This is a genomic window from Actinomycetota bacterium, from assembly GCA_005774595.1.
Lineage (GTDB): Bacteria > Actinomycetota > Coriobacteriia > Anaerosomatales > D1FN1-002 > D1FN1-002.
Genome location: VAUM01000104.1, coordinates 1 through 6,056 on the forward strand (window position 1 = coordinate 1; position 6,056 = coordinate 6,056).

Annotated in this window: 6 protein-coding genes; 3 read left to right on the forward strand and 3 right to left on the reverse strand. The window is 70.5% G+C overall.

Going from position 1 to position 6,056, the window contains the following annotated elements; genetic code table 11:
• Window positions 1-116: 116 nt before the first annotated feature.
• The 3 genes from FDZ70_05505 to FDZ70_05515 form a co-directional block, all read right to left on the reverse strand.
• The gene (locus tag FDZ70_05505; GenBank protein TLM77449.1) at window positions 117-917 is read right to left on the reverse strand and encodes an META domain-containing protein; all 801 of its coding nucleotides are present in this window, start codon (window positions 915-917) and stop codon (window positions 117-119) included.
• A 126-nt stretch (window positions 918-1,043) separates the two neighbouring features.
• A complete protein-coding gene (locus FDZ70_05510) occupies window positions 1,044-2,276 on the reverse strand; it encodes a DEAD/DEAH box helicase (GenBank protein ID TLM77450.1) in 1,233 nt (410 codons plus the stop codon).
• A gap of 219 nt (window positions 2,277-2,495) precedes the next feature.
• Window positions 2,496-3,557: a hypothetical protein gene (locus tag FDZ70_05515; GenBank protein ID TLM77451.1), complete on the reverse strand. Its 1,062-nt coding sequence runs from the start codon at window positions 3,555-3,557 to the stop codon at window positions 2,496-2,498.
• Window positions 3,558-3,935: 378 nt separating this feature from the next.
• On the opposite strand from FDZ70_05515, the gene FDZ70_05520 reads away from it, so the two are divergent.
• The 3 genes from FDZ70_05520 to FDZ70_05530 all read left to right on the forward strand — a co-directional run.
• Window positions 3,936-4,529 carry a hypothetical protein gene (locus FDZ70_05520; protein ID TLM77452.1) on the forward strand — a complete coding sequence of 198 codons (594 nt, stop codon included), beginning with the start codon at window positions 3,936-3,938 and terminating at the stop codon, window positions 4,527-4,529.
• The gene (locus tag FDZ70_05525) at window positions 4,526-5,458 is read left to right on the forward strand and encodes a 4Fe-4S dicluster domain-containing protein (protein TLM77453.1); all 933 of its coding nucleotides are present in this window, start codon (window positions 4,526-4,528) and stop codon (window positions 5,456-5,458) included. The genes FDZ70_05520 and FDZ70_05525 overlap by 4 nt, the downstream gene beginning before the upstream one ends.
• On the forward strand, window positions 5,458-6,056 hold a 599-nt coding region (locus tag FDZ70_05530; GenBank protein TLM77454.1), incomplete at its 3' end, for a hypothetical protein. The genes FDZ70_05525 and FDZ70_05530, both read left to right, overlap by 1 nt.

Sequence of the window (6,056 nt, forward strand, 5' to 3'; positions counted from 1 at the left end):
GGCTGCTGCAGGTCTCCGTCTACCCGATGGACCCGGCGCTCACCGGCGACCGGCGGCTGTTCATGCACCTCGCCCGGCCTATCGGCTGAGGCCGCCGGGCTGCCGGGCGCTTCCGGCTACTCGGCGCTCTCGAACATCGCCACGACGTAGCCGCGGCCGTCCTTGAGCGACAGCGTGCCGTTGCCGAGCTCGTAGCTCGCGGTCTCGCCGAGCGCGGCGAGGAAGTCCTGCGCCGCCTTCTCCTCGGCGTCGGCCGCCACCGAGTCCGACAGGATCTCCAAGTCGGCGAGGCGCAGCGCGGGCGCATCGGCGGTCTCGTAGGCGCCGACGAACGGACCGGCGACCGTGGCCCCCGATACGGAGCCCCCCTCGCCGAACTCCGCGGTGAACTCCGCGCCCTCGGCGGGCTTGGTGAGCGAGGCGCCGCCGGCATCGTAGGCGGTGCAGCGCCATGAGCCGACCAGCTCGGCTGCGGTCCCGGGAAGGAGTGTGACGAGCACGTCGCCGTTGGCGGCGGTCAGCGTGAGCCGTCCGTCGGCGACCGAGAAGTGCCGGGTGCGATCGAGGTCCTCGAGGAAGGCCTTCTGCTGCGCGACGAGCTCCGGCAGGCCTTCGGACGCGCCGGCCTGCACGTCGCGGAGGCGCAGGTCGTTGTTCACGACGCGGTAGGTGCCCGCGAACGTGTCGATCCCGGCATCGCCCGACACGGCGTCGGCGGCGAACTCGCAGGTCACGTGGGAGTCCGGCAGGAGGGGCTTGAGCTGGTCACCGTCGCGGTACGATTCCATTCGCCACGGGCCGATGAGCGGGGCGGCGGCCTCCGGGTCGTTCTGCGTGCCGCCGCAGCCTGCGGCGAGCGTCGCCGCGAACGCGGTGACGCAGAGTGTGGCGACGAGTCCTGCGCGGACGCGGGTCATGTCGGCTCGCCCTCCTCAGTGGGTCCGGGTGCGGTCCGACTATACCGCTTGCGACGCAAGGAAGGCCCCGCCGAACCGGCGAGGCCTTCCGTAGCCGTGGCGGCGCGCGAGCGCCGTTGCGGCGTGCTACCTGCGGCGGATGCGCGTCGAGCGCCCCCGGCGGCCCCTCACGCCGCTGCTGTACACCGACCGCGGCGTGACCTTCGCGGGGCGGTCGTCCTTCGGCACGATGCGGTCGTCCGTGTACGGGAAGTCCTCGAGGTCCTCCACGCGGATCGTCATGCCCATGTGCGACTCGACCTCGCGCAGCCCGGCATGCTCGGCCGCGTCGATGAAGGTGATCGCCGAGCCGGACCTGCCCGCACGCGCGGTGCGGCCGATCCGGTGGATGTAGTCCTCGGGCGTGTTCGGCAGGTCGAAGTTGATGACGTGGGAGACGTCGTCGATGTCGATGCCGCGCGCCACGACGTCGGTCGCAACCAGGATGCGGTGACGACCGCGCTTGAACGCGTCGAGCGCGGACTGGCGCTGCGACTGGCTGCGGTCGCCGTGGATGGCGGCGCAGTCGATGCCCGCGTTGCGGAGCTGCTTGGCCACGCGGTCGGCGCGGTGCTTGGTGCGCGTGAACACGAGCGTGCGCTGCAGCTCGCGCCGCTTCACGAGCTCCACGAGCAGCTGCGACTTCTGGGTGCCGGAGACGGGGAACACGGCCTGGTCGATCGCTTCGACCGGCGTGGACGCCGGGGCGACCTCGACACGCACCGGGTCGGTGAGCGTCGAGCTGATGACGCGCAGCACGGCGGTGCCCATGGTCGCCGAGAACAGCAGGTTCTGCCTGCGATCCGGCAGCAGCGCGAGGATGCGGCGCACCTGCGGCCAGAAGCCCATGTCGAGCATGCGGTCCGCCTCGTCGAGGACGAGCACCTCCACGTTGCGCAGGTCGAGCGCGCCGCGCTCCTGCACGTCGAGCAGGCGGCCGGGAGTGGCGACGAGCACGTCGAGGTCGCCGCGCTTCAGCGCCTTGAGCTGCGGCTCGTAGCCGACGCCGCCGTAGATGACGGTGGCACGGTGGCCGGTGTGCTTCGCAGCCGAGCGTACGACCTCGTCGATCTGCAGCGCGAGCTCGCGGGTCGGCGTGACCACGAGCGCCTTGATCCCCTTGCGATCGCTCAGGCGCTGCAGCATCGGGAGCACGAACGCCACGGTCTTGCCGGTGCCGGTCTGGGCGCAGCCGATGACGTCGCGCCCCTCGAGCACGTGCGGGATCGCATCCCGCTGGATCGGGGTGGGCTCGCTGTACCCCATGGAACGGACCGCCTGCATCAGGCGGGCGTCGAGCCCCAGGTTGTCGAAACTCAAACTAGGTCTTCCTCCTTCGCTGTGCGCCACATCAGGCGGCACGTTGCGTCACAGACGCAGCCGGTCCTGGGAAGGCGAGCGAAGGCACGCTAAGGACGACCGAGTCTTTGGGATATGCGGCCGACTCTCCGGCCGAGGCGGCAGTATACATGCCGAGCGGGGTATCTGACCAGCGCTCGCCTCTGCGAGTCTCTGCGAGTGCGCCTGAGCGTGCCGGCGTCAGTACCCCTTGTCCTCGGCGGCCTCGCGCTTCTCGACCTGTGCCGCTGCCGCGGCCGACGTGTGGCAGGCTGTGCACGACGTCGGCGCGTGGCAGTCGAAGCAGTACGCGGAGCCCTTGCCGCCGACCACCTTCGGATGCTGCTCGGCCCAGGTGCCCTCGGCGGGCCGGTAGCCCTCGTGATGGCACATGCTGCAGAAGACAAGGCCCTCGGTGTGACACGTGCGGCAGACGCCGCGGTCCGCCTTCGCGACCGGGCCGTGGGCGGTGCGGCCGGCGTTCCAGCCTGCCGGATGCGGCATCTCGATCCGGTGGCAGTCGAAGCAGAAGGACTCCTCGTGGCACATCGTGCAGTTCGTGCGGTCCTTCCGGGCCGGCACCCCGTGCACGCGGCCGGCCTTCCAGTCCTTCGGCGCGTGGGTCGGGGGCACGAGTTCGAACGAGGCAGGATGGCACGTCTCACACGTGCCGGGCGCGGCGGAGGTCTTCGCGCGGCCGTGGCAGTCGAAGCACTGCCGCATCATGAGCAGCGGCTTGTCGGTCCCGGGCTCGGGGTGCGCGGTCCACAGGTGGCACGAGAGGCAGTCCCCGTTGCGCTTCGCGTGATCGGTGTGGTCGATCAGCGTGCCGAACTTCATGGACACCTTGCGGGACGGGTCGTGGCAACCCTCGCAGCGCGAGACCGGGATGGTGGAGGTCGGCAGCACCGACACCGCCGAGGTGCCCGCGTCCGCCCGCGCGAAGTGTGCGTTGAAGTCACGGGTGAGCATCGCGCCACGCACCCCGAGCGTCTCGGGGAAGCGGTACCAGGGGCGCGGGTCCTCGTGACAGTCGGGGCAGCCGACCTTGCTGTGGCCCGACGTGCGCCACGTCTCGAGCGCCGGCTGCATCTCGTGGCAGGCGCCGCACACGGCGGGCGAGGCGGTGACGAGGTCGGCCGCGACGCTGAGAGCGATGACGGCCGCCACGACTGCGACCGCCGTCCACGCGCGCCGCACCACGGTGCGCATCCGCGCACCGGGCTGCCGTGCGGTCCTGGTCTCCTCGCGGCTCTCGTCCATGCGTCCTCGTCTTGGGGGGGGGGTGACTCTCCGGCGCCGTGGCGCGCCTCTGCGTCGGGAGTCGAACCTACTGACCCCCGCGACGGCGCGTCAAGCGCCGTGTGTGCCGAGGCCGGTGTCTCCAGCACGGCCCTAACACAACCCTAACAGGACATGAAGCGCCCGCGAATCGGCTTCATCGCCTCGCAACCGATACTCACGCTGGTGCTCAGGTACATCCACTGCACGAACCGCAGGTCAGCAGCCGCGTCGCGAAGCGAGAGCGGCCCGACAAGACCGACAGGAGACGACATGGGTCCGTTTCCGTCACGTACTGTGACACGACCGGCGCGAGGGGGACCGGTCCTCCTCGGGGCCGCGGCCCTGCTGGCCGCCGCGATGCTCGCGCCGCTCCCGGCGTTCGGAGGGCAGGCGTCCGCGGGCAAGCTCGCGTTCCACCCGTGCACGAAGTGCCATCCCGTCACCGACGGCGGGAAGTCGCTGCCCAACGGGTTCGAGAAGCACGAGATCGAGCTCGAGATCCACGACGTCCTCGGCCGTGACGAGGCGGCGTGCCTGCGGTGCCACGACGACCCGACGCGCGACCCGGGCAAGCTGAAGCTGCCGGACGGGTCGCTCATCGACATCAAGGACGACGCGCACCTCGCCGAGGTGTGCCGCACCTGCCACTCGGCGAAGTACGAGGAGTGGCAGCAGGGCGTCCACGGCAAGGGCCTGCCGAAGTGCACCTCCGCCGGATGCCACGACCCGCACACCCCGGGCTGGATCTTCGCGTCGGCTCTGCCGCCGTTCACCGGCACGGGCTTCCAGTTCCGGGTGCTGCCCGAGCGCGAGCCGTTCAAGCCGCTCGCGCCTCCGCCGGTAGCGCCAGCGGTCCAGACGCCAGCCTGGCTGCTGGCGCTGGCCGCCGTCGGCCTCGGCGCGGTGGCAGGACTTGCAGGCAAGCTCGTTTCGGGAAGGGCCAAGCGATGAGCCACGACGACGAGCGCACGCGAAACGACGTGACGATCCCCGAGGGTGTCGTCCCCACGTTCTCGCGGCGCAACTTCATCCGCAGCGCGGGAGCGCTGCTCGGCGTGATCGCGGCGGGGACCGTCCCCGCGCTCGCGACCTCGCTGCCCGCGTTCGCGGAAGGCCCCGAGGGCGCCGCGGCCGGCGAGGGCGCCGAGGGCGCGGCGCACGCAGACCCGATCGCGGAGATCGCCGCCGAGAACCACGAGGTCAACTACCCCGGCCACCCGGTCGAGTACGCGGACCCGCCCGGCAAGCAGAGCTGGGCGATGGTCATCGACGTGAAGGCGTGCGTCGGCTGTCGCAAGTGCGTGTACGCGTGCGTGAAGGAGAACAACATCGGGCGCGACTCGGGCTTCACCTACATCCAGGTGCTCGAGATGGAGCCCGGCAGGATCGACATCGAGAAGGCCGACGCCCACTACGAGGAGGGCGGCCGGCCGGACAAGTGGTACCTGCCGGTCCAGTGCATGCACTGCGCCAAGCCCACCTGCGTCTACGGCTGCCCGGTCAAGGCGACGTGGAAGGAGCCGGACGGCATCGTCGTCATCGACTACGACAAGTGCATCGCATGCCGCAACTGCATGGTGACGTGCCCGTACGGCGCCCGGCACTTCAACTGGGTCGAACCCGAGGTGCCCGAGGGTGAGGTCAACCCGAAGGTCCCGCTCGAGGAGAAGGCCGGCGTCGTCGAGAAGTGCACGTTCTGCGTCCAGCGCACGCGCAACGGCGGTACCACCGCGTGCACCGAGGCGTGCCCCGTGGGCGCGCGCAAGTTCGGTGACCTGAACGATCCCGACAGCGAGGTCTCGGTCCTGCTCCGTACGAGGCGCGTGTGGCGCCTCAAGGAGGAGCACGGCACCGAGCCCATGATCTGGTACGTGGGGTGATGGGGATGCCGCTCGTGACCACTCCGCGCCGTGGCGTGAAGCGCTTCATCGGTATCGACTTCGACTTCGGGGCGCTGTTCTCGGCGGGTCCCCGCTACTGGACCTGGGTCGGCCTGCTCTCCGTCGTGATCGGCCTGGGCATCACGGCCTGGGGCGTCGCGCTGGCCAAGGGCGGCGCCGTCATGGGGATGCGGGACGCGTACCCGTGGGGCCTGTGGTTCACCAACTACATGTACTACGTCGGGCTGTCCGCCGGCGGCCTCGTGGTGTACGCGAGCGTGCACCTGTTCGGCGCCCACCAGTTCGCGCCGCTCTCCCGGCTCGCGGTGCTGCAGGCTGGCGTGCTCGTGATGCTGGCCCTGCTCGGCATCGTCACCGACATGGAGCGGCCGTGGCGCGCCGGCTGGATGCTGCTGACGCCGAACCCCACCTCGCCGTTCGTCTACACCGGCTCGGCGGCCAACATCTACATGATCATCTGCTTCGTCGACCTGTGGATCCTCATCACGGGAGCAGGCGGCGAGAAGTGGGCGCACCGCATGACGCTCATCGCGCTGCCGTTCGCCATCTACCTGCACACCACGACGGCGTTCGTGCT